Genomic DNA, 21,420 nt, shown 5'->3' with positions numbered 1-21,420 from the left:
TTTAGGCATCAGGGGGACGAAGATCGCTAAGCTGCTCACTCAAGATCACGAGACCGCGATTCAGGCGGCGCTGCACTGTCTTGCTCGAAACCTGAAGGATCTCAGCGGTCTCACTCTGCGTGATACCTTGGATACGAACCAACTCGAAAACTTCGCGTTCTTCGGCCGGGAGATTCTCGATCGCTTCCAGCATTCTGATCGCATCGGCCCCGAGAATCGATCCTGAAGTTTCCGGAGAGGGAATGGCGTCCTCGTAGAGCTCAGGCATTTGTGCCTGTTGATCTAAGCGTCGGGCCAGGTCATTTAGTTCCCATCGCATGTGGCGATTTGCCAGCGCGAAGAACTGCCTGGGGGTCTCGGGGTGCACGCTCCGCATGGCTTTGAGGAGTCGCTCAACGATCGCGCTCAGCATCTCTTCCGACTGAAGACTCATGGGGGGGCGCAACAGTCGAGGATACCGGCGAACCAGCATCGTAGTGCATAGCGTTTGCAAACGAGCGGCCGACCTTTCTAGCAAGGCACGTACGATCGGTTCGGACGGGGCATCTCCACCGAGTTCCCGCAAGTATTTCTGAACTTCGATCGTCGTGTTTCCCTGGTCCATGCCTGGATTATAGGCCTGCTATTGCTGCTGAGCGAGTGTCAAATCCAGGGATGTCCACCTCTCACGCTCAGGATAAGTAGCTGGAGTCGAGTGGCCCAGCAATTCGCTTACTCGAAGGAATCTCGCCATGACCAAGACTGGGCTTCAAGCTCTCCTAACTCCTGAAGAAAGCGCACTTCTGCTCATTGATCACCAGCCCTTTCAGTTCGCAAACCTACATAGCCACGAGCCGACGATGGTCGTCAACAATGTTGTCGGATTGGCCAAAGGAGCCAAAGTATTCGGTGTGCCAACGATCCTTACCACCGTGCTCGAAGAACGTGGTGGCCTGCTGATCAAAGGTTTACAAGAGGTATTTCCCGAACAAAAGCCCATCAATCGAACGCTTATCAATACCTGGGAAGACCATCGCGTTGTGGAAGCGATTGAGAAAACAGGACGAAGGAAGCTAGTCGTCGCGGCTTTATGGACAGAGATCTGCCTCGCGATGCCGGTCATTCAAGCCTTGGGGGACGGTTATGAAGTTTTCATTGTCACCGACGCTTCCGGCGGAGTCACCCTCGAAGCTCACGAAATGGCGGTTCGCCGGATGGTCCAAGCCGGTGCGGTACCGCTCACCTGGCTGGCCGTTGTTTCGGAGTGGCAGCGTGATTGGGCGAGAGAAAGCACGCTCCCTGGCATGGTCGAAATTATGACAGATCATGGTGGCGGGAGCGGAGTTGCGTTCGCCTGGGAAATGCAACTGCTTGGTTCAAGCCCCAGATGAGCTGACTTTGGCGGAAATTTTCCCGTCGGACCACGTGTAACCCAAACTTACTGAAACAAAAAAGGATCAGGAAATTCATATCATGGCAAACATCGCTTCTCATACCGACGGCGGCTTACTGACCAAGGACAATTGTGCCCTTGCGTTTATTGACCTTCAACCTCAAATGTCATTTGGCGTTGCTAGCGGTATCGACCGGCAATTGCTCGTCAATAACGTTCTCATGCTCGCCAAGGGAGCCAAGGAATTTGACGTTCCGACGATCATTACGACCGTCGAAACGGAGTCGTTCAGCGGGCCGACATGGCCGCAACTACTCGACGTGTTCCCCGACCATACGCCGATCGAACGAACCGGCATGAACTCTTGGGACACGCAAGCGTTTCGCGATGCCATCAAGGCGACCGGTAAGAAGAATATCATTCTTTCCGGACTCTGGACCGAAGTCTGTATCACTTGGCCGACACTTAACATGTTGGCCGAAGGGTACAACATTTACGTTGTGGACGACGCTTGTGCCGGTACGTCGCCGGCTGCCCATGAGGCGGCTCTTTCGCGGATGGTTCAGGCCGGTGCGGTACGAATGACAACGGTCGCTACCGTGCTTGAATTCCAACGCGACTGGGCCGACAAGACGCATTACAACGCGTTGATGGATCTCTTTCGTGAGCATGGTGGCGGATACGGCGTTGGTATCGAGTATGCCTATACGATGGTCCATAAGGCTCCTCCGGCCCGCAAGTCTCTGAAGTAACGGCTGCTAAGAACAACCGGTAATGCGGAGCAGCCATAAGTTGAGTGCTCCGTATGCCATTAATTGTCGAGGCTTCAATGGACAGTATTCATGTTGCCGTGACGAGGCAAGTCAAGCCGGGTTGTGAGGAAGAATTCGAGCACGCTTTGCGAGAGTTTGCCCGCGAGTCACTGCGCGAGCCAGGCACGACTGGCGTACACCTGATCGAACCGGTTCCGGGAACCAATGGGTGCGAATACGGCATGCTTCGATCTTTCGACAGTGAAGATGCAAGCCGCCGCTTTTACCAATCGGAGATCTTCCTTCAGTGGCAGAAGCGAGCCGAACCTCTCGTGGTCGGAGATTCGGCAGTTCGACGACTGCATGGCTTGGAGGCTTTTTTCCGTGAATCAAAACACGCGCCTCCTCGTTGGAAGATGGCACTCGTTACTTGGCTTGGCGTCTTTCCAACGGTATTGCTCTGGTCGTCTGCGTTACCGCCATTGCTGGTCGTCATGCCGAAACTGATCGTTGCGGCGATCGTCAATATTTTCGTCGTAGTCACGCTTACCTGGGCTGTTATGCCACTACTCACCAAGCTTTTGGCCGGATGGCTACAGGCGTCGAGTAAAAAATAACTCAAACCAACAAGGCTGGAACCATGGCTGCACAGCTAATCTTACACAATGGCAAAATCACAACACAGGCCGCTGACCGACCTGACGTCGAAGCTATTGCTATCGAAAATGGAAATGTGTTGGCAATTGGTACGAATGATGAGATCCTTGCCCTCGCTGACATGTCGACTAAGACGATTGATCTTAAGAACCGACGGGTGATTCCAGGTCTTAATGATTCTCATTTGCACGTGATTCGAGCCGGACTTTTTTACAACCTAGAACTTCGCTGGGACGGCGTACCTAGTCTTTCACAAGCATTGGAACAGCTTAAGCAGCAGGCCGACAACACGCCGCCGCCGCAATGGGTCCGCGTTATCGGCGGCTGGAACGAGTTTCAATTCAAAGAGGGGCGGATGCCGTCTCTAGATGAAATTAACAAAGCAGCCCCCAATACGCCCGTTTTCCTATTGCACTTATACGATTCGGCACTGTTGAATCAGGCCGCGCTCCGCGTGCTTGGTTTCGATCGCAACACGCCGAACCCTCCCGGCGGACTGATCGCCCGCGACTCCAAAGGCAACCCGACCGGGCTATTGATCGCCGAGCCGAGCGCTCTAATTCTCTATTCGACGATCGCCAACGCCCCGAAACTATCAATGGAGGATCAGCTAAACTCGACTCGACATTATCTCCGAGAACTGAATCGGTTCGGAGTGACGAGTGTGTCCGATGCCGGTGGAGGGGGCCAAAATTATCCAGAAGACTACTCCGTGGTGAAGAAGCTCGATCAAGACGGTCACCTCACGGTACGGATTGCCTACAGCTTGTTTGCCCAGAAGCCGGGCGAAGAGTTGGATGACTACAGTCGCTGGCTTGGCATGACGAAACCAGGCGATGGGAGCGACCTGCTCCGCGTGAACGGTGCTGGGGAGAACTTGGTCTGGAGTGCCGCTGACTTTGAAAATTTCCTGCAACCACGACCAGACCTGCGTCCTATCATGGAATACGAGTTGGAAGCCGTCGTGAGCAAGCTCGCCGAATCACGCTGGCCGTGGAGAATCCATGCGAGCTATGACGAGTCGATTGGTCGATTCCTAGACATTTTCGAACGCGTCCACCGCGATAATCCGATCGACAAGCTTCGCTGGTTCATCGACCATGCCGAAACGGTTTCGGAGAAGAATCTGGAACGGATTCAGGCATTAGGTGGCGGCATCGCCACCCAGCACCGTATGGCCTATCAGGGCGAGTATTACATTCGCCGCTATGGGGTAGAGTCAGCAAAGCGACGACCTCCTCTCAGGCGGATGTTGCAAATGGGTTTGCCCGTGGGAGCTGGTACCGATGGCACCCGTGTGGCGAGCTACCATCCTTGGACCTCCCTGTGGTGGATGGTCACTTCCAAGACCGTCGGTGGAACGGTGCTGCATGATGAAGCCGACCGTCTGACTCGAGAAGAGGCCCTGCGGCTCTATACACACGGTAGTGCTTGGTTCAGTCATGAGGATGGGAAGAAGGGAACATTAGAACCGGGGCGGTTTGCAGACCTGGCTGTATTGAGCCACGACTATTTTGCGGTTGAGGAGGATGCGATTCGTCAACTGGAGAGCCTTCTGACGATCGTCGGAGGACGCGTCGTACATGGAGCGGGTGAGTATGCCAACCTCTCGCCATCCCTTCCGCCCGTGAGCCCAGATTGGTCTCCGGTAGCTCGGTTCGGCGGTTATGACAATTCCCAAGCCGTCCCGCCGATCCATGAACACACTCCGATCATGGCAGCCGATGGCCGCATCTGGGAAACAGGCTGCGGTTGTGGAGTTTAGACTAGCGCAATTTTGGCAGAAAGGTCGATCGATGAAAGCTGTGATTTTCGATAGATTCGGTGGGCCGGAAGTGCTGCAAGTAGCTACACTCCCGGACATTCACCCCCCTGGCCCGACTCAGTTACTTGTCCGTGTGCTCGCGACCTCCGTTAACCCTCTCGACATCCAGAAGCGGAGGGGCGATTACCCAGAGGCAGTCCCGCTCCCTGCAGTCATAGGATCTGACGTGTCAGGAGTGGTGACGGCGGTGGGCGAATCTGTCCAGTCATTTCGACCGGGCGACGAAGTTTACTACACACCACCACTCTTCGCTCCCGGTGGATATGCTGAACACCATGTCATCGAGGAAACGGTCGTCGCCCGCAAGCCCGGCGGTATGTCCCATACCGATTCAGCTGCGTTACCTCTGGCAGGCGGTACAGCCTGGGAGGCTCTCTTCGAGCGAGCATGTCTCCAGCCGGGTGAAAAGGTGCTGGTTCACGCCGCTGCGGGTGGTGTTGGTTCGCTGGCCGTCCAGATGGCGAAGGATGCAGGCGCCGTAGTACTGGCCACTTGCGGAGGAGGAAACATCGAGTTCGTGAGATCGCTCGGTGCGGATCATGTGTTCGACTATCGCACATGTGACTTTGTGCGGGCAGTCCTCGATGTAACCGAAGGTGTCGATGTCGTGTTAGACACAGTCGGGGGAGAAACACTTGCCCAAAGTATTGAAGTTGTTCGCGCAGGCGGGCGAATGGTGAGTATTGTAGACACGCCTTACCAGTTGTCGTTGCTCCCGGCCTACGAACGGAATCTGACGATTCATTTGATGTTCACAACGCTGAACGGTAACCGGCTGGCAAGAATAAGAGAAATGGTGGAGCGGCAATCCATCCGCCCTGTCATCCATGCCGTTTTCCCAATCAGGCAGGCCGGGGAAGCTCACCGTCTGATCGAGGCGGGCGGAATTCGAGGCAAGGTCGTGTTGGACTTGTCCCAATGGTGAGGGTCGCAATCTCGTAAAGATTTGGTCCTCCATCTCACCTTACGTCCAGCGAAGGGCTTCGCTATACATCGTACGTGAGTGAATTCGTTCGTCTTAGCGACAAATCTCATTCCAGGGACTAACGAAACAGCAGTAGTCCGCTTTCTCAAACAGCGTAAGGAGGGCGTGTCCTTTACTTTTTTGCAATCACGGCAATTTCATCTAGCTCAGCGAGTAGCGATATAAATTTGGCGGATTGAATTCCATGTCTCATGCTGCTTCAGAAAACTTACTTCTGCGGCAATAGGTCGAAGCAGCTTCTCATGAATCGGATCCTTGCCTTCTGATACCTTCGGCAAATGCAGAATCTCTTCCTGGATCTCAGGGGCCAGCAAGAGCAAGTTCATGATCTGTGTGATCCTCGGCTGGGTAACATGTGAAAGTCTGGCTAGATCAGACTGGTCTTCCACAACACCTTCCTGCAGCAACTCTTGGAAGTGAATCGCGAGCGCCATGAGCTTAGAGATACGTGGTACGCGACCTTGGGGAGCAATGGCTCTTGGTTTGGGTTCCCGATCGATTCGCTTCCGGCCATGACTATCGGTATCGAAGTGAAGAACTCGTTTAGTACTTAACATGGGGCAAGGCTCTGGTTAGGGACATTGGAGGTCGGCCGGGTATCGATAAAGTCGATCTTGATCGAGTTGTCGGAGGCATCAAATTCGATCCGGCTGACGAGTAGGGCGAGGACGCGTTGTTGTTCGCGAGGTCGAAGCGCATCCCAGAGTTGGTCAAAGTCATTGAGTGCGGTGACAACCTCGTCCATTTCAATAGACCGTTCCGTCTGTTCGGTTGATTTCCGTTTCAGCCGATTCAACTCCGTCTTGTTCTGATGAATCCTTTCGTTTAGTCCAGCAATGCATGTGGCGATTGCATTCGAAGGATCAGGTGACTCCGACAGCCTTTGCAGTTCGTTGTGGTCTTTGCTGAGCTGACGGGAAAGATTGGCAATTGAGCGTGTGGTACCTTTCTGGTCCTCCTCAAGAAGTGCCTTGGCGCGGTTGAATACCTCCGCCTGAAGATCTTCGTCTTGGGCGATCATCTGAATCTCATCAACGACGGCCCTTTCAATCTCGGTAGCAGGTAAAGACGGGGTAGGGCAGGAGGTGCGTCCCTGCTTGATCAGTTGGGCACAGCGATAGTACCGGTACCGTCTGTTGCGTTTGTTGGTAAACGTGTGGACCATCGCGCTATTGCAGTGTTTGCAGAATAGCAGCCCCCTAATCAGAGCGTTGTGCTTGTTGCGAACCTGGCCAGCAGGCGTGCGGCCATTCGCTTTTAGCTGGGTCTGCACATCGGCGAAGATATCCGCGTCAACGATCGGTTCGTGCTCACCGTCGAACACGTCAGCCTTATGCTTCACCTCGCCAACGTAGATTGGGTTGGTAAGCAGGGAATGCAGACGGCATTTGCCGAATGGCTTTCCACCTTTGGGTTTGCCTCGCCTCGTGTGCCAGGTCTTGTTGGGTAGGTCGAGTGTTTTCAGTTCGTCGACGACCGGAAGCAGGGAGCCAAGTTCGAGATAGAGCTCGTAGATCTGTCGGACATGGATGGCTTCGGACTGGTTGACGATGAGTTTGGGGCTACCGCCGGAGCGATCGACGTCGTATCCGAGCACAGGAGTGCCCCCGGCCCACTTTCCCTTGCGTCGCTGCGCAGCTATCTTGTCTCGGATGCGTTCCCCGATGATCTCTCGCTCGAACTGGGCGAAGCTCAACAAGATGTTAAGGGTCAGTCGTCCCATCGAGTGTGTCGTGTTAAATTGCTGGGTGACCGAGACAAAGGAGATGTCGTGCTGCTCGAAAGTCTCCATCATCCGGGCGAAGTCCATCAGGGAGCGAGATAGGCGATCTACCTTGTAGACGACCACACAATCGATCTTATCCGCCTCGATGTCCGCTATGAGCCGTTTGAGGCCAGGCCGCTCGACGTTCCCGCCTGAGAACCCACCATCGTTGTATTGTTCAGGCAGGCAGACCCACCCGGCTGATTTCTGGCTGGCAATGAATGACTCTGCCGATTCACGTTGTGCATCCAACGAATTGAATTCGGAATCGAGTCCCTCTTCAGAAGACTTGCGCGTGTAGATCGCACATCGAATTATATCGGTGTTGTTTTTCTTCGAGTTCATGCGTGGTCCTCCAACCGAAAGAATCGATAGCCGTTGCAGTGGCTGCCTGTAATCGCCTTGGCGACCGCTGAGAGGGATTTGTAACGCGTGCCTTCGTATTCCAATCCGTCGTCTAAGACGCGGACCTCGAGCGACTTGCCTTTGTACGTGCGAATGATTGAGGTGCCAGTGGGTGGTAGGCGTGGATCGGTCGGAGGCTTGATTCGCTTGGTCTTAGTGGCGGAAGGAGCAGGCCTTTCTAACCTTGAATCTTTCGGTGGGGTTACTCGTACATCGGCGACGTTGACCAGCTCGGCCGCTCGATCCTTGGCACGCTGGGACAGCCCTCCGAATTCATTGGCTTGTAGACGCCATGCGATTCTCCGGATCAGCCAACGTTTATTCCGCCCGTTGGTCGCTTCGCTGACCTGCCCCCTTCAACAGCGTCCATTCGGTAAATTAGTTTTTGCTGAATGCATGCCCATTTGAAGGGAGATTTCTTATGCCTAGAAGAAGATTCACGCCTGAGCAGATCATCCAGTGACCTGCCCCCTTCAACAGCGTCCATTCGGTAAATTAGTTTTTGCTGAATGCATGCCCATTGAAGGGAGATTTCTTATGCCTAGAAGAAGATTCACGCCTGAGCAGATCATCCAGCATCTCCGCGAAGCGGAGGTGCTTCTCTCTCAGGACAAGACGATTGCCCAGGCCTGCAAGGCGATCGGCGTCACGGAGCAGACTTACTATCGCTGGCGGAAGGAGTACGGCGGTGTTCGTACCGATCAGGCCAAGCGTTTGAAAGAGCTCGAGAAGGAGAATGCTCGCCTGAAGCGACTGCTGGCTGATGCCGAACTCGACAAGGCGATCCTGAAGGAAGCCGCTTCGGGAAACTTCTGAGCCCGGACAAGCGACGGCGAATCGTCGAGCACGTGCGAGATACTTTGGGACGCGAGCGAGTATCAGAACGGAGGGCCTGCCGGGTGCTGGGACAGCCTCGTTCCACTCAGCGCCGTGTTCGCTGGGTCCCCGACGACGAGCCTCGCCTAGTCCGGGAGATGATTGAACTTGCTGAACAGTATGGCCGTTATGGCTATCGGCGAATCACTGAGATGTTACGCCGGAAAGGTTGGCAGGTGAACCATAAACGCATCGAACGCTTATGGCGTCGCGAGGGCTTGAAAGTACCAAAAAGGCAGCCGAAACGACGTCGCCTGTGGCTTAATGATGGTTCGTGCGTTCGCCTGCGGCCGAGTCATCGTGATGAGGTCTGGAGCTATGACTTCGTGCATCACCGAACGCACGATGGTCGAGCCTTCCGTATGCTGACGCTGATCAACGAGTATACTCGCGAGTGCTTGGCGATCGATGTGGCTCGTCAACTGACCAGCGAGGATGTCTTGGAGCGTCTTAGCGACCTGTTCGTTCGCCGTGGCGTGCCAGACTTCATTCGCAGCGACAACGGCTCAGAGTTCACCGCCACTAAGGTCCGTGACTGGCTGGAGCGAGTCGAGGTGAACACCCTGTACATCGAACCTGGCAGCCCGTGGGAGAATGGCTACATCGAATCCTTCAACGGGAAGCTGCGAGATGAACTACTCGATCGAGAGATCTTCGACACGCTGCTGGAGGCAAAAGTGTTGATCGAACGGTGGCGAGTCGAGTACAACACGGTACGCCCGCACAGTTCGCTGGGGTACCGTCCACCGGCACCGGAGGCAATTCTTCCAGGGGAAGCTGCTTCCGCTACGCTCCAGCACCTTCCCCTGGAAGAATCCTTGAAGACTACAACTTAAAGACTGGTTTCATTCGTGGGGGCAGGTCATACGTCTATTGGCTGAAGACGCCCATCGGTATTTTGCTGGCTCTCGCGGCGGTGGCACTGGCCATGGGGATCTTTGTGACCCCGCAAGGCTACGTGCTATTGCTGACGATCCTGGCGGTCGTTGGGCTGGGCGTGGTGTGGCCTTGGGTTGGGCTGCGAGGCGTTTCGTGCGAATTGAAGTTCCGTACGCGTCGTTGCCGTGAAGGAGAGAAGGCAGAAGTCATTGTCGAAATCGTCAATCGCTGGCCCATTCCGGTATGGGGGTTGGCAATCGAAAACGGCTTCTTTGTCGAAGACTCGGTAAGCGACGCCGCGGTGGCGCTGGCCCGCATTCCTGGCTGGTCGCGATGCGAGTTCGTCTGGCGGTTTCAACCACTTCAGCGTGGCGTCTACCCACAAGCTCCGCCGCGAATCGTTACTGAGTTTCCCTTTGGACTATGGAAGGCCAAGCGGCCCGTGAAGGTCCAGCAGGAACTGAGCGTCTGGCCGAAGACATATCGCTTGTCGAACTTTCCACTACCACAAGGCAACCATCGCAGCGTAACGTCCCCAAGTGATCAGCGGATCGGTCAGGAAGGAGAACGCACCGGCGTTCGACCGTTTCGACAGGGAGATTCATTACGCACAATTCATTGGTCGCTGACAGCACGACATGGTCGATTCATCGTTTCGGAGCGGCAAGGATCCGCTCAAACTCGGGCACGCATCTATGTCGATCTTGATCACAATTCTCATCTAGGGTTTGGTCCAGATAGCACCTTCGAATGGGCGATCCGCATTGCGGCAAGTATCGCTACAGAACTCGTTCAACAGCACAACGTCGTCGTGCTGGACTTTGGGACACACGAAGAGCAGATGACCGGAGCCCAGGCCAGCATTCATCGCACCATGGATCGTTTGGCTCGTCTAAAACCAACCAAAGAGCCGGCAACCATGCGAAGGACTGGCAGTGGGTGCGACTGGTCGGTTTCCGTTGCTACCGATCTCAGCCAATCCGAGAAGCCAACCAAACGGACGATCGTGCTTCGAAGCGATGGTTTTCGAGCGGCACCTGACGCTTCTGAGAAGCAGGCCGTATTGGCACATGTCAATCCTTGGATTTGCGTCCAAGACCATGACAACGCTGCTCGCCAGTTGCTTTCGCAGTGGACCACGAAGGGACGGGAGGCTTGGTGTGGAAGCTGATAAGTTCACCCAAAGAACCCATCTCGCGATGGTGCTGACTGCTGCCTTGGGCGTGCAGTTGGCAATCAACCACGGTGAACTGGGGTTCTGGTGGCAGTGGTTGGAAGTCGCGATTGTGGCTGCGGCCGCATGGCTGTGCGCCCGCTACCTATCGCCATCGGATCCGCTTCGTGATACGCGCGTGATTGGGCTGCTGATCGCCGTAGTCGCCGGTCACTTCGTGCTGGAACAAGTTCTCTACCAGACTTTTCCCCGATCAGGTCAGTTGTTCGAGGGGCAGGTGTCTCTCGCACTGCGCAACCTCATGATTGCATCTCTGCCGTTTCGATCGGAGAGGCGGCTCGCAAACCTGGCCACGTTGACGAGCCTGGCCTTGATGGCCGTGAGCGTCTTCATGAGTGTCTACTGGTCGGTGACGATCTGCGGAATTGTTTACGCAGTGCTCGGCGTGGGTTGGCTCGTGACCTCGTACTGGGATCGAATATCAGGAAGGTTTCCGGAGGGGACGAAGTCGGAGATTCCTCGTGGCGCCGTCGGGCTCGCGTTCTGTCTGGCCGTTTTGCTGGCTGCCGCCGCGATCGGCATCGCAGGTACGAACCATGCGACGCGAGCCCTGGCCGGCTTCATGCCCAGCTCGGGAGGGAATCGGGTTTCCGATGTGCGATCCCAAGGGGGTGTTGGCGATGGGGATGACTTGGTGCAAGGCACCAAGGATGCCATGAGCTTCGGACCGACCGAGAGCGAAGTCTTTCTCGAATCGAAGATGCCGAGCCTGTTCGACGTGTTCGATGACACCTACGACGCGCCAGTCGTTAAGAAGAGAACGTTTCAGAAAGCGGTGAGCCTTCCACCGTCCGAACTCGAGCATCGACACTCGCGCGTGGCGACAACGAAATCGAAAGGAAACGACTTTAGCCTGCTGCGAAAGAATGAGGCACGTCGTCAAAAGTCGCTCGACGACAAAAAGTCGCCGGCGTTGTTCTATGTCAAAGGGCGAGTTCCGCTTCACTTGCGAACGACGATATACGACCAATTCGATGGTGTGAACCTGCAAGCCAAGGAGACTCACCAGGAACCTCCCGTCAAGTTGATCAAGGAAGATGGAGAGCCATGGTTCAACGTTTCGTGTCCCTTGTCGGACGAACACATCCATTCAACCGAAGAGCATCTGCTGAAGTTCATCAATTTGAAAACGGATCGTATTCCCGCCCCTCCGCGTCTGGCTCGGTTTCAGATCAAAGACGTCGACCGCGAGGACATGTTCGGCCTGGCGGATGATGGGCATCCGCGAATTACCGTCGACTTCATTCCGCAGCTTACGGTCATGCGGGTGCAGTCGTTCCTGGTCAGTTCGCCAACGCTGCTGGGCGACTACGCAACCAGCAAACTCCAGAGAAGCATCTCGCTTCCAGACCCGGAAACTTCGATCCCGCGAATCCGCGAGTTGGCTCTTGAGTGTACTTCCGGCAAGCAGCCGGGATGGGAGCAGGTATTGGCCGTGCAAGACTATCTGCGCAGTGAATACGCACATGCGTCCGATAGCCAACTAAGCGAGGATGTCGAGTTCCCTGTTGAGACGTTTCTGTTCGATACAAAGCGGGGGCCTGACTATCTCTTCGCTACGGCTACCTCACTTCTCCTGCGCGAATTGGGGTACACGTCACGCGTGGTAAGCGGATTCTACGCAGATCCACGGCATTTTGATGCCGGAACCTGGCAAACTCCAGTCGCTAAGGAAGACGTTCACTTCTGGGTGGAAGTCTCCTGGGATGGCAAAGTATGGCATCCTGTCGAACCCACTCCCGGATACGAACTGTTGGCACCGAGGCTGACTCCTTGGCAGCGGCTTCAGGCTGCCTGCATTGCGGTAGGCACGTGGTGCGTCAGCAACTGGATACTACTTAGCATCACTGTAGTTGTGGTTCTCACCATCTATATGTTGTTCGCCCGCCTGGTGGATATTGTCCTTCGCCTGGCAAATCGGTATGCCTGGTTTGGCAGTGATCGAAATCGAATCCTCTGGACGGCGCGTTTGATGCAGTGGCGAGCGAGGATTCAAGGCCACCGTCGTCCGCAAGGAAAGACCTTTGCCCGTTGGATTCAAGAGTGCTGCCAACCCATCTCGCAGGATTTTGTCGCTGCCACGAATTGGGCGCTCTATTCACCGACGTTAAGTTGTCCATTCTCCCATAGCGAAATCGATCGTGTTTGCAACGAGGCATTCACCGCGTTTGTTCATTCGCCTCACCCGAAAAGTCCAGCATCCGCTTCCAAGGAGCTATCGTGAAAACTGTGTCCGAAAATGATCTGCAAGTTCTCGCCCCTGAGGGGGAGTGCGAATTTCAGCCAATGATCGACGGCATTCGCCAGGCGCTAAATCAGACTCTGAAGGGTAAGCAAGACGTCGTGGAGAAGGTGATTGCCTGCGTGCTAGCTCGGGGGCACATCCTGCTGGAAGACCTTCCCGGGCTAGGAAAAACCACGCTGGCCAAGGCACTTTCGACCGCCATCGGGGGTGACTTTGCCCGCGTGCAGTGTACGCCGGACTTGATGCCCAGTGATGTGACTGGCTTCAACATGTTCAATCAAAAGACGCGGGAGTTCGAGTTCGTCCCGGGGCCGGTCTTTTCCGACGTACTGCTGGCCGACGAAATCAATCGTGCCACGCCGCGTACGCAGTCCTCGCTTTTTGAAGCGATGGCGGAGCGGCAGGTGACCATCGACAAGCATTGCCACCGCTTGTCGGAATCGTTCTTCGTGATTGCCACGCAAAACCCGGTGGACAGTCACGGTGCTTATCCCTTGCCGGAAGCCCAACTCGACCGGTTCGCCATGCGGCTGAGTATTGGGTACCCCGGCAAGGACAACGAGATTGAGATGTTGGCCTCCAACATCCATCGTGGCGATCGAGAGCGGCCGGAAATCGAGACCGTGCTGACACCCAGGCAACTGCAACAACTTCAAAATCATGTTTCCCAGGTACATATCGAGAACAACCTCTTGCGATATATGGTCGAGTTAGCCGAATTCACTCGCAACCGTAGCGAAGTTACGCTGGGCGTCAGTCCCCGTGGACTATTGACGTTGCAGCGCGTGGCCCAGGCTTGGGCTCACCTGCATGGCCGCGACTACGTCACGCCGGACGATATTCAAGAGATGGCCCACCCTGTGCTGAATGTCCGCCTGTCGGGTGAATTCGACGATTCCGCGGAACTCATTGAAGAGATGCTGCGAACCGTTCCTGTTCCCGTGACGCGGGGTTGATCCATGGCATTTGGTGATTTCTGGCACACATTCTCGGTCGAACAGTCGGTCGTTACGCTGTTGATAACGATGATTCGCATTCTCGTGGAATCTTCCGCCACGATTCTCATCGGAATCCTTGGCGCAGCGGCTATTCGCGTCAGCGGTGGCTATAGCGTATTACGGAAGTGGCTGGGACCGGCAGGCAGCTTCGAGCGAACGTTTCGTTTGCTGGCAGCTTGTTTATGCGTGCCGGTGTGTGCTCTCGGTGTCATTCCGATCGCGAAGGAACTTTCCGATGGAGGCATGCCACGTCGCGACTTGGCCGTGTTGTGGCTTGTTGCTCCACTGCTCAACCCCTTGTCGATTCTCTACGCGATCAGCGTATTGCCAATCTGGCAGTGTGGTGTGTTTCTGTTGGTTGCCTGCGTATACGCCGTCGTCGTTGCCGAGGTTGCGGGGCGGTTCTCAGATGAGCCCCAGGACATCAATACAACTTCCGTTCCCGAGGTAACCAACGGCACAACGAGACTCTGGAACGCCGCCGTCGCTGCTGGGCAAATCGTGACCGGGTGGTCGATCGTCTACATCGTGCTCGGCATGGTTGTCTCAGGCTTGGTAGTCGGTCTGGTTCCATCGGGAGCGTTCGAGAAGATCTTCTCGTATCAGAATACGACTGGCCCTTTGGAAACGATGGCGTTGACGGGGCCGCAGATGGTGACCCCCATCACGTTCACCATGGCGGTGTCAGCCATTCATTCCACACACCTCGCGTTTGCGTGTGCCATCGTTCTGCAACTACTTGGTGTTGCGTGGGGTGGCGGTACCGTCCTCGCGATGCGTTCGGTTTGGGGAGCACAGCGTACGCTGGCACTCCTCTTGGTGACAATCGTTCTGGCGACGACCGTCAGCTATGGGACTTACTCCGTGTTCCCACCGGCCCCGGGCGACGAAGAGGAAACCCACGGCCTCGATACACTGGCCCGCCCCTACCATGCGACCTTCGGCCAGTTCTCTCTGGCGTTGAGTCAACAACTGAACCATACCGACCTGATCATGCAGGCCGGCACGACGCTATTAGGAATCCTTACGTTGTGGGGCATCGTGGTTCGGTCCCGGGGCCTTCATTTTCGTGAAGATCCCATCCCTTCGGCCGAGGCGAAACCGTCGGCTGGTCGCTGGAATGTCGAGTTGACGCCGGGACAAGTTGGCATGTCGCTTATTGGCGTGGCCGCCTTCGGAGTCATCATGCTGATGTATTCCATCTTCCCAGGCGTGGAAGAATCATTCGAACAAATGAAAAAGGTATCCGCCGACGCGGTAATCGCGGTGAAGACCAACAAGACGCATGTCGCCCAACAGAAGCTTGCCGAGTGGGATACGGTTGCGGCGCGGATGCCGGTTGGGTGGGTTCTGAGGATGAGCGTTCCCAATAGTCAACAGGCGTCAGAAATCCGGGCCCTTCGAGAGCTGCTTTGGAAGACGCGTCAACAGTTCGCTCAAGCCGAATTGACGGATGCTGAGGTGAAAGAACGAGGAGCCGAATTGATCGATCAATTTCAATCGTGCCGAGTTGCCTGCTTAGGAGACAAGACATGAGTAGTGTTTCTGAGCAAGACTCATACGTTCCACCTTCCCCTGAAGTTCGTGCCTGGATCGGGCAGCTTTTGTGGATGGTTGGCGTAAGTGCCGCGCTGACCTTCGGCTATGCGTTCTACAGTGAGTCGGCACTGTTTCGCGGTTTGGGGATTCAACTGCTGTTGACGGTCGTTCTGTTGTGGTCGACTCGTCGGTCGATCGACATCCGAGCATCCATTCCGTCGGGACAAACCCAACCAATTGAAGCGTGGTCGCTGCATACGATATTTACGGCGGGACCTTTGTTCGTACTGCTGATTGGCGTGATCATGTCGTTGCTGGTGGGGCGTGTCGAAGTCGCTCGTACACTGTCTCCGCAAGAGATCGCGACCTCGGCGATTCTCGCTGTGCTCATGGCAAGCTTGTGGACTGCCTTGGGGAAGATGACTCAGGGGATTTCCGAGGAACCATCCAGCGATCTAGACACGATCAGGCTAACACTCCACGAAGCTCGTGTGGGGTGGTTCCTCGCTGCGGCGGCTCAGCTGGCATCGTCCGTGCTGGCGAGTATTCCCCAGTGGCTTGCCGTCATTGTTCACGTCTATCTGGCCATCGTAATCGGCGAGAGCGTACTGCGATTGTTGATTGCCTGGTTCCAATTGGAACGCGTTAGCGGTGCTGATCGTGGAGAGTTGCCTGACCCCCTCGACTCGCTCTTTCGTGAAGTGTTGCTGTCCTCGTTGAATCCTCTCGACACGCTGTTTCACATTGCTGAGCGGCGTTTCGGATTGAGTCTTCGCTCTTCCTGGTCGATTCGATTCTTCCGCCGGGCAACGCCGGTAGCTTTGCTCGTGTCGATACTCGTATTCTGGTTGTCGACTTCGCTTGTGATCGTACAGCCTGACCAGTTGGCACTCTCGGAAGTATTGGGACAAGTCCAGTCGGACCCGCTTCAGCCTGGTTTGCACACCAAGTATCCTTGGCCATTTGGGCGTGTGCGGCGTGTATCGGTTGGCGAGATCCGTACGCTTCAAATTGGGTTCTCGCAGCCGGTAGATGAAAGGGCCGTCGTCGCTGTCGAGCCACGTTCGATGCTTTGGACCGAACCCCATGCCAACGAGTTCGCCTTGGTATTGGGAACCCAATCGGAGTTGGTTGCCGTGAATGCTCAGATCTATTACCAGGTTGGCAGGAGCGTCGAGCAACTCAAAAACTATCTCGTTCGCCATGCGGAACCTGCCCAGGCGCTCGAGGCGGTTGCCTACCAGGTACTGCGTGAAGAAACGGAAAATGCGACTCTTGACCAGGTGCTGACCGAAGATCGCCAGGCATTTGCCCAGCGAATTGCCAGCAAGGTGACCGAGAAGTCTCGGGACATGCAACTGGGGATCGAGATCGTGGATGTCAGCTTGCTAAGTTTGCATCCGCCTGTCGAGGCAGCCGATGCCTATTTGGATGTCAGCAATGCCGAGAGCGATGCCCAGCGACGTGTGATTCAAGCACGCGGCGACGCTCAAGCCAAGCTCCTGGGTGCGGAAAAGGAATCCGCCGCACTGGTCGCGTCCGCTAAGCAGGCTGCCGCCAAGCGTGTTGGGCTGGCAGGCCAAGAAGCATCCCACTTTGCTGAGGCCAGCAAAGCCTATCGCGCGGCACCGGAAACCTATCGAACGCGGCTTTGGTTCGACACCTACGAAAAAACCCTTCCTGGCCGGCAAGTCTACGTGATTGACTCGCAGCTTCAGGATGTACTCGTAACGGAGCCCAATGCCTCGTTAACTCCTTCCGTCATACCACCACTCGCATCACCGTCACCCTAGTTGGCCGGTACAAGATATCTCATGGAAAACGTAACCGAACAGCAATCGAATCAGGCAGCACCTCTCTGGACGAAAGTCGTAAGGATTGGTCTGGGTATTTCGATCTTTATCCTGCTGGTGGCCTATCCCTGCTACGTTCAGGTATCGGAAGGGACATCCGTGGTCGTCACTCGCTTTGGCAAGCCAACTCGCCAACTGATGGAACCCGGGGCCTATTTCAAACTTCCGTGGCCTGTCGAGGATGCCCGCGTTGTCGACTTGCGGCAACATGTCTTCAACACGCCCTACACGGCAACGCTAACGCACGATCGTCGCAACGTGGTCCTCTCGACCTTTGTGGTGTGGAACGTAGCCGACCCATTGCTATTTCTTCAATCCGCCGGAAGCGTCGAAGCCGTGTCTGCCAAGATCGATGGCATGGTAACGGCCGCTAAGAATACGCGGATGGGAGGCTACGATCTGTCCGCGTTGGTTTCAACCGACGTAGCTCAACTGCAGACCCAGCGCATCGAACAGCAGCTTCTGCAAGACGTGCAGCAAGATGCACGCGAAAAGTTTGGAATTCAGATCCTTCAGATCGGGATCAATCGAATTGCCTACGAGTCTTCCAATGTCTCGGCCGTCCTTGCCCAAATGAAGGCCGAACGGGAAGCTGCAGCGAAGCAGTTGCGAGCCCTGGGCGAGAAAGATGCCAACGCGATTCGCGACGATGCCGTCGTGCGGAGCGAAGAGATTCTGCGAGACGGACGTTTGGAAGCAGGTCGCATCCGTGCCGACGCCGAACAAAAGGTGTCGGAGATCTATGCACAAGCCCACCTGCGAGATCCCGAGTTCTACCGGTATTGGCGTTCGCTGGAGGCACTCAAGCGAAGTCTTGGGAGTGACGCGACAATTATCCTGCGAACCAACGAAGGGTTCATGGATCTGCTCACGGATCCGCCTCCGGTTCCCCAAAAGGCCTCTCCGTCCTCGCTACCAACAACGTCCGAAGATCGTACGGCCCAGTTTCCTCCCGGCAATACCCAGGCAACCGCGGAGAAGCAGCCATGAGCGATCAGCGTACCTTCTCGCCACCACCTCCGCCGAGAGAGAATCGTGCCCGACGTTCCGAGCAGATCGGCGTGGGCGTCGGTGCCGGCATGCGGATCATCGGGTTTTTGGCTGTCTTGTTGATGATTTTGTTTTGGTGCTCTGGCATCACCATGGTTCAACCCAACGAAGTTGCCTTGTTGACTCGCTTTGGCAAGCTGGTTGGCAACACGCCCGGAGAGCAAGTCCAGCCACCGGGCATCTTGTTGGCGTTGCCCTATCCTATCGATGAGGTCATTCGCGTTCCTGTCAAAGAAGAGCGGGAAGTCTCGATTGATCGACTGAAACTAAGTTCTGTGGGTGGCAGTACAACCGCACTCGATCCCATTCGGGATGGTTACGTGCTCTGTGGCGACCAGCACATTCTGCAGACCAACGTTCGTGTGAAGTATCGGATCTCCGATCCGGTCGCCTTTCACTTTCAAGCCGATCAGCCGGAACGGGTTCTCAAGGAAGCGGCTGCAGCTTCGATCGTCCAGACGATCGCTGGTTGGAATGCGATGGATACTCTGCGTCTGCAACGTTCTTCCAATGCGGAAGAAGTCGAGCGTTTGCCGATATCGGTTCGCGAGCGTCTTCAGAGGCGACTTGATCAACTTGGCCTTGGCATCGAGGTCAGTGCAATAGAGTTCCGTGAAATCATTCCCACGCCGCAACTGGCTGAAGCATTCGAGAACGTTCAGAGTGAACAGATTCATATCGAAACCCGAAAACGTGAGGCCGAGGGTTTTGCCGCCCGAACGATTCCCCAAGCCGAGGCCGATCGCTACACGCTGGTTAACGAAGCAACTCGCTTCCAAACCGACGTGACGACCAAAGCAGACGAGGAAGTCACTCTCTTCGACAAAGTTTACGCCCAGTACCTTGCGAATCCTGACTTGGTCTGGTCGCGGCTCTATCTGGAAGCGATGGAACAGATCATGCAGTCGGTGGGACGCCTTAGGTTTGTCGCCCCTGGGGCGCGGATCGTCATCTCTCCGAAGAGTTCTACCGAGAAGTCGCCGGCTGTTGTTAGCGACCAAACCAAGGAGCAAAGCCCATGAGTTCGGTATCGGTAGCGAAAAGAATCCAGACCGACCTTGACGCCGGCCTCACGGCCTACGAAAAGTGGCGAATGAGCATTCGCTTCAGCACGGCCTTGGTCGCGGCATCGCTGCTTGTGGTTGGAATTTTGATTGAGCGTCTAATGCCCGCCGAGCAGCTATCTCTGGGGGCCGCATTTCAGGCAGCGGCAGCACTCCTGGTACTTGCTCCTATCCTATGGGAAGCGTTGTGGGGATTGTTTCGCGAATCCCCGGAATATTACAGCGCCCAGTTGGTAAGCATCGCGGCGCTTGCCGCATTCGCGATTGGTGATTTTGCCACGGCGGTTATTGTTCCGGTGATATTGAGCGTGGCGTTCTTCCTGGAAGAACGCAGCATCCTCGGTGCCAATTCGGCGATTGCTGGTCTTCAAGCGTTGCAGTCGAACCTTGCCCGCAGGTTGACCGAAGACGGCACAGAACGATCAATCGCGGCATCGGAATTGAGGGTCGGCGATACGATTGTCATTGCTCCTGGTGAAAGCATTCCGGCCGATGCGGTCGTTTTACACGGACATGCGGCGATTGACCAGTCTTCGATTACGGGCGAATCGACTCCGGAAGAAGTTTGCCCTGGCTCGAAAGTATTCGCTGGTTCTATGAACTTGAACGGATTGATCCGAGCGCGAGTCACGTCGGCGGGCGACGACACGACGCTCGCCAAGGTTCTGGAGCTATTTCAAGAAGCAGAACGGTCCAAAACGCGTGTACTTCGCTTGGTCGAACAGTATGCCAAGTACTTTGTCTTGGCGGTCCTGATGATCGCTGGGATCACTCTCTTTCTGACGCACGATGTGACTCGTGCGATTACCGTGCTGGTGGTGGGTTGCCCCGGTCCGTTTCTCATCGCAGGTCCCGCAGCGATGGTCGCTTCTCTGGCCGTTGCCTCGCGGCATGGCATTCTCGTGAAGAATGCTCGATTCCTCGAGGCCCTCAGCGAGGTCAATAGTGTTGTTTTCGATAAGACGGGAACCGTCACCACCGGGCAGTTGGATGTTTGTCGCGTAGTACCATGTTCCGGCGAAGAGAAAGAGATTATCCAGGCGGTTCTGCCTGGCGTCTCTGTCAACCAGCATCCTGTTTCTAAAGCCATTACCCGATATGGCAAGCTGCAAAATCTGTCTTTCGTAGAAGTTGAAGACGTTGAAGAAGTCCCAGGACTTGGCATTCGGATTCACTACCCAGACGGACGAGTCATCCTCTTAGGGCGTGAAAGCTGGCTCAATCAGGAAGGAGTCGAGACGGAGTCGGTCGACCACTCTGGCCCGATGGTCTGGGCCGCCGAGATCTGTGGTCTGGCCAAACGACCGCTTGGATGTATCTGTCTTTTGGATCATGCCCGTGCCGACTCGTCGCAGGTAATCCGATTGCTGCGAGACTTGCGGGTTGAACGTACCGTTCTCCTGACGGGGGATCGCTCCGCGGTTGCTCTTCATATCGGCCAGGAGGTCGGTGTCGACGAGATTGTGTCCGAGGTGCTCCCTTCTGAGAAACTGCAAGTCGTCGAGTTGGAAAAGAAGGCTGGCTACAACGTCATGGTTGTGGGAGACGGCATCAACGATGCCCCAGCACTTGCAGCAGGAAATGTCGGCGTGGCGATGGGTGTCGGGGGGGCAGACATCACGATGCGCAGCGCGGATATCGTCCTGATGACCCATCAACTGGATCGGCTCCCCATGGCGATGGTACTGGCCGCCAAGACCAAAGCAACGATCCACCGGAACGTACTCATCGGTGCGGGACTAACGCTTTTGATGCTTGGGATGGCCTCGGCTGGAACGATTACCCCAATCGCCGGTGCGATCCTCCAGAATGTCGGTGAAGCATTTGTGATCATAAACAGCGCTGCAATCCTACGGTGGAAATGGCAGCCCGTCAGCCAACCAATTTCATCCTGAATTGTATGTAGCTTACTGCCCCGTGC

General features: G+C 55.7%; 17 protein-coding genes and 1 pseudogene. 14 read left to right on the top strand and 4 right to left on the bottom strand.

All coding sequences use genetic code 11. The annotated features are described in order from the left end of the window. Position 1: 1 nt before the first annotated feature. On the bottom strand, positions 2–604 hold the full coding sequence (locus Pan97_RS14255) for a sigma-70 family RNA polymerase sigma factor (RefSeq protein ID WP_144973605.1): 603 nt from the start codon (positions 602–604) through the stop codon (positions 2–4). A gap of 127 nt (positions 605–731) precedes the next feature. On the opposite strand from Pan97_RS14255, the gene Pan97_RS14250 reads away from it, so the two are divergent. The 5 genes from Pan97_RS14250 (at position 732) to Pan97_RS14230 (ending at position 5,531) form a co-directional block, all read left to right on the top strand. Then, positions 732–1,370 carry a hydrolase gene (locus tag Pan97_RS14250; RefSeq protein ID WP_144973603.1) on the top strand — a complete coding sequence of 213 codons (639 nt, stop codon included), beginning with the start codon at positions 732–734 and terminating at the stop codon, positions 1,368–1,370. 82 nt (positions 1,371–1,452) lie between these two features. Beyond that, complete coding sequence (locus Pan97_RS14245) at positions 1,453–2,124, top strand: hydrolase (RefSeq protein WP_144973601.1); 672 nt, start codon at positions 1,453–1,455, stop codon at positions 2,122–2,124. A gap of 77 nt (positions 2,125–2,201) precedes the next feature. After that, positions 2,202–2,741: an antibiotic biosynthesis monooxygenase gene (locus Pan97_RS14240; RefSeq protein ID WP_165698762.1), complete on the top strand. Its 540-nt coding sequence runs from the start codon at positions 2,202–2,204 to the stop codon at positions 2,739–2,741. A 23-nt stretch (positions 2,742–2,764) separates the two neighbouring features. Further along, complete coding sequence (locus Pan97_RS14235; RefSeq protein ID WP_144973597.1) at positions 2,765–4,546, top strand: amidohydrolase; 1,782 nt, start codon at positions 2,765–2,767, stop codon at positions 4,544–4,546. Further along, positions 4,449–5,531 (top strand): zinc-binding dehydrogenase, encoded by a 1,083-nt coding sequence (locus tag Pan97_RS14230; protein ID WP_315861148.1) that lies wholly within the window; start codon positions 4,449–4,451, stop codon positions 5,529–5,531. The genes Pan97_RS14235 and Pan97_RS14230 overlap by 98 nt, the downstream gene beginning before the upstream one ends. Before the next feature lie 206 nt (positions 5,532–5,737). On the opposite strand, the gene Pan97_RS14225 is transcribed toward Pan97_RS14230, so the two are convergent. The 3 genes and pseudogenes from Pan97_RS14225 to Pan97_RS27175 form a co-directional block, all read right to left on the bottom strand. Next, positions 5,738–6,025: a hypothetical protein gene (locus tag Pan97_RS14225; RefSeq protein ID WP_144973593.1), complete on the bottom strand. Its 288-nt coding sequence runs from the start codon at positions 6,023–6,025 to the stop codon at positions 5,738–5,740. Positions 6,026–6,141: 116 nt separating this feature from the next. Continuing rightward, positions 6,142–7,701, bottom strand: coding sequence for a recombinase family protein (locus Pan97_RS14220; protein ID WP_144973591.1), 1,560 nt, complete (start codon positions 7,699–7,701; stop codon positions 6,142–6,144). Then, a pseudogene (locus tag Pan97_RS27175) lies at positions 7,698–8,090 on the bottom strand (DUF2924 domain-containing protein); the annotation flags it as partial. The pseudogene Pan97_RS27175 and the gene Pan97_RS14220, both read right to left, overlap by 4 nt. A gap of 208 nt (positions 8,091–8,298) precedes the next feature. On the opposite strand from Pan97_RS27175, the gene Pan97_RS14210 reads away from it, so the two are divergent. The 9 genes from Pan97_RS14210 to Pan97_RS14170 all read left to right on the top strand — a co-directional run bounded on the left by Pan97_RS14210 (position 8,299) and on the right by Pan97_RS14170 (position 21,394). Then, positions 8,299–9,473, top strand: a protein-coding gene (locus Pan97_RS14210; protein WP_144970036.1) for an IS3 family transposase whose coding sequence is annotated in 2 segments (ribosomal slippage) — positions 8,299–8,563 and positions 8,563–9,473 — 1,176 coding nt in all. Because the reading frame shifts where the segments join, the coding sequence is not laid out codon by codon here. Positions 9,474–9,565: 92 nt separating this feature from the next. After that, positions 9,566–10,687 (top strand): DUF58 domain-containing protein, encoded by a 1,122-nt coding sequence (locus tag Pan97_RS14205; RefSeq protein WP_144973588.1) that lies wholly within the window; start codon positions 9,566–9,568, stop codon positions 10,685–10,687. Further along, entirely contained in the window at positions 10,677–12,974 is a 2,298-nt protein-coding gene (locus Pan97_RS14200) for a transglutaminase-like domain-containing protein (RefSeq protein WP_165698761.1), read from the top strand. Before Pan97_RS14205 ends, Pan97_RS14200 begins: the two co-directional genes overlap by 11 nt. 62 nt (positions 12,975–13,036) lie before the next feature. Continuing rightward, positions 13,037–13,951 (top strand): AAA family ATPase, encoded by a 915-nt coding sequence (locus Pan97_RS14195; protein ID WP_144978426.1) that lies wholly within the window; start codon positions 13,037–13,039, stop codon positions 13,949–13,951. 3 nt (positions 13,952–13,954) lie between these two features. Beyond that, positions 13,955–15,529 carry a permease gene (locus Pan97_RS14190; protein WP_144973584.1) on the top strand — a complete coding sequence of 525 codons (1,575 nt, stop codon included), beginning with the start codon at positions 13,955–13,957 and terminating at the stop codon, positions 15,527–15,529. After that, the gene (hflK, locus tag Pan97_RS14185; RefSeq protein ID WP_144973582.1) at positions 15,526–17,325 is read left to right on the top strand and encodes a protease modulator HflK; all 1,800 of its coding nucleotides are present in this window, start codon (positions 15,526–15,528) and stop codon (positions 17,323–17,325) included. Before Pan97_RS14190 ends, hflK (Pan97_RS14185) begins: the two co-directional genes overlap by 4 nt. 21 nt (positions 17,326–17,346) lie before the next feature. Continuing rightward, entirely contained in the window at positions 17,347–18,375 is a 1,029-nt protein-coding gene (gene hflC, locus Pan97_RS14180; RefSeq protein WP_144973580.1) for a protease modulator HflC, read from the top strand. Continuing rightward, positions 18,372–19,457, top strand: coding sequence for a protease modulator HflK (hflK, locus tag Pan97_RS14175; RefSeq protein ID WP_144973578.1), 1,086 nt, complete (start codon positions 18,372–18,374; stop codon positions 19,455–19,457). The genes hflC and hflK (Pan97_RS14175) overlap by 4 nt, the downstream gene beginning before the upstream one ends. After that, positions 19,454–21,394: a heavy metal translocating P-type ATPase gene (locus Pan97_RS14170; protein ID WP_144973576.1), complete on the top strand. Its 1,941-nt coding sequence runs from the start codon at positions 19,454–19,456 to the stop codon at positions 21,392–21,394. Before hflK (Pan97_RS14175) ends, Pan97_RS14170 begins: the two co-directional genes overlap by 4 nt. Positions 21,395–21,420 lie beyond the last annotated feature (26 nt).

The organism is Bremerella volcania, from assembly GCF_007748115.1.
GTDB lineage: Bacteria > Planctomycetota > Planctomycetia > Pirellulales > Pirellulaceae > Bremerella > Bremerella volcania.
This window is presented reverse-complemented; position numbering and strand designations above follow the sequence as displayed.